Source organism: Mesorhizobium sp. M5C.F.Ca.IN.020.29.1.1 (assembly GCF_003997375.1).
In the GTDB taxonomy this organism is placed as follows: domain Bacteria; phylum Pseudomonadota; class Alphaproteobacteria; order Rhizobiales; family Rhizobiaceae; genus Mesorhizobium; species Mesorhizobium wenxiniae.
In genome coordinates this window covers 1-2001 of sequence record NZ_RZSW01000811.1, presented here as the reverse complement: position 1 = coordinate 2001, position 2001 = coordinate 1, and the positions used below count along the sequence as shown (strand labels likewise).

Below are 2001 nucleotides of genomic sequence, written 5' to 3'. Positions count from 1 at the left end.
GCAATGCCCTGCTTGAAATGACCAGTCGCCATTCCGCTTCCCCATTCTTGTGGTTTTGAGGAAGGCTAACACGTTTTGTTTTTTTATCAATTGGTCAATTTTCGACGCAAGCCGCTGAAAACCCACAATAAAATATGATAAATAAACTCATGTTATCGAGATTTCACGCGCGATCACTGTGTGGAGAGGAGGCCCATTCCGGGGGTGCGGCCATGGATCGACCTGATCTCGTCCGCGACCAGTTCCTGCAGCCGCCACAAATTGCGGTCACGAATGCCGAATTCTTCCAGGTGACTCACGGTGTTGTAGAGGTATTCGGCGCCGGACCCGACATGCCCGCATGCCCTGGCCAGCACCTGCGCCACATTTTCCAAGGGCTGATTGAGAGAGGTGCCCCTGCCGGTTACGCCGACCCAGAAGCCCAGCGCGCTGAGCGTGCCTTGAGCCGTACGCACCAGAAGCCACCTGACCGAGCCGACACTCTCGTGATCGTCGATCTCGCGCCGCAACAGTTTTTCGATCTGCAACGGCTTTTCCCCCTCCGGCAAGCGGTAGATCACACCATCGCATCGGCCACCTCGTTCGAGCGCCATCATCAGTCCCGGCTGCGCAGCGCTGCCGCGCCAGCGGGCAATGTCGAGACAGAAGGACCGGTGCCAGCCGAAAGCGGTAGCGCGCTGTCGTTCGACGGACTCGAAAGCCGGCTTCCAGATCAGCGAGCCATAGGCGAACACCCACAAGGGGCCCGCGCCTGCTTCGCTCGATAGCCGCGACGCGAGGGTCTCGAAATCCTCATCGTTTAGTTGCGTCCAGCTTCCATCGCGACCGGGATCGGCCTCCTCCCGATGGCATAGCGCGACAAGCTCTGAAGTGAGCGACATCCGGAGCATGGACCAACACCCCTCGTTGACCAAAGGAAAGGCGAAAACCGCGAAGTACGCAAGACTTGAACGGCGGTGCCTTGCCTCGGTCGATTCTTGACCCAGGTGTCGGATTCACGTCGCGAAGATCGTCCTAGGATGGATCGCACACGATCAACGACAGAAACGCAAGGAGCACGACGATGCCAGAATCCCCCATGCCCTTCTTCTGGTACGAGCTAATGACCACCGATCTCGACGCTGCCGAGGCCTTCTACACGAGTGTGGTCGGCTGGAAAGCGCAGGTTTTCGACGGGGCGCCAGGCATGCCTCGTTACATTGTCATGAATGTCGGCGAGCGCGGCGTTGCCGGGCTGATGGCGCAGCCAGAAGAAGTACGCAACACGGGCATGCCGCCGGCCTGGGTCGGCTACATCCATACCAGGGATGTCGACGCCGCGACGAAGTCGTTGAAGGCGGCGGGCGGCACTGTTCACCGCGAACCCGACGACATCCCCGGTGTCGGTCGTTTTGCAGTCGTCGCCGATCCGCAAGGCGCGGTGTTCAATTTCCTGCAGCCCGACGGTCCGGACCTACCTGCCCTGCCGGCCACCACTCCTGGCAGTATCGGCTGGCATGAGCTCTATACATCAGACTGGAAGGCGGCCCTCGATTTCTACTCCGACCAGTTCGGCTGGGAAACGGGCGATGCCATGGATATGGGGCCGATGGGCATCTACCAGCTCTTTACCGCCGGCGGCGAACCTATTGGCGGCATGATGAACAAGCCCGAGCAGATCCCCGTGCCGGTCTGGCAGTTCTATTTCAATGTACCTAGCATCGACGCGGCGGCCAAGCGCGTGACCGACAACGGCGGTCAAATCCTGGTGGGCCCGATGGAGGTTCCGGGTGGAAGCTGGATCGTAATGTGCACGGACCCGCAAGGCGCCCATTTCGCGCTAACGGCGCCGGTTCGGTAACAACTCGGCAGCAGTGGCCGATCTCCCCCAATTGGGCATATGCGCTAAGATAGCTTCGGCATGGACTGAAATTTGCGCTTTCGTGGTGGTTCACGCCATCGATGTCGCAAGGCATGGAGATTTTGGCGCAGGGTTGCCAAGGGAGGTTGAGCAAAGATCGC

General features: G+C 59.8%; 2 protein-coding genes. One reads left to right on the top strand and one right to left on the bottom strand.

Going from position 1 to position 2001, the window contains the following annotated elements:
• Window positions 1-173 precede the first annotated feature (173 nt).
• Complete coding sequence (locus tag EOA85_RS33825) at window positions 174-890, bottom strand: gamma-glutamylcyclotransferase (protein WP_127212594.1); 717 nt, start codon at window positions 888-890, stop codon at window positions 174-176.
• A 173-nt stretch (window positions 891-1063) separates the two neighbouring features.
• Here EOA85_RS33825 and EOA85_RS33820 point away from each other — a divergent pair, with 173 nt between their 5' ends.
• A complete protein-coding gene (locus tag EOA85_RS33820; RefSeq protein ID WP_127212593.1) occupies window positions 1064-1840 on the top strand; it encodes a VOC family protein in 777 nt (258 codons plus the stop codon).
• The last annotated feature ends 161 nt before the right edge of the window (window positions 1841-2001 follow it).

What these genes read in the sequence shown, in the direction of transcription:
- EOA85_RS33825 (WP_127212594.1), bottom strand. Translation starts at nt 890, where the DNA reads ATGCTCCGGATGTCGCTCACTTCAGAGCTTGTCGCGCTATGCCATCGG.
- EOA85_RS33820 (WP_127212593.1), top strand. Translation starts at nt 1,064, where the DNA reads ATGCCAGAATCCCCCATGCCCTTCTTCTGGTACGAGCTAATGACCACC.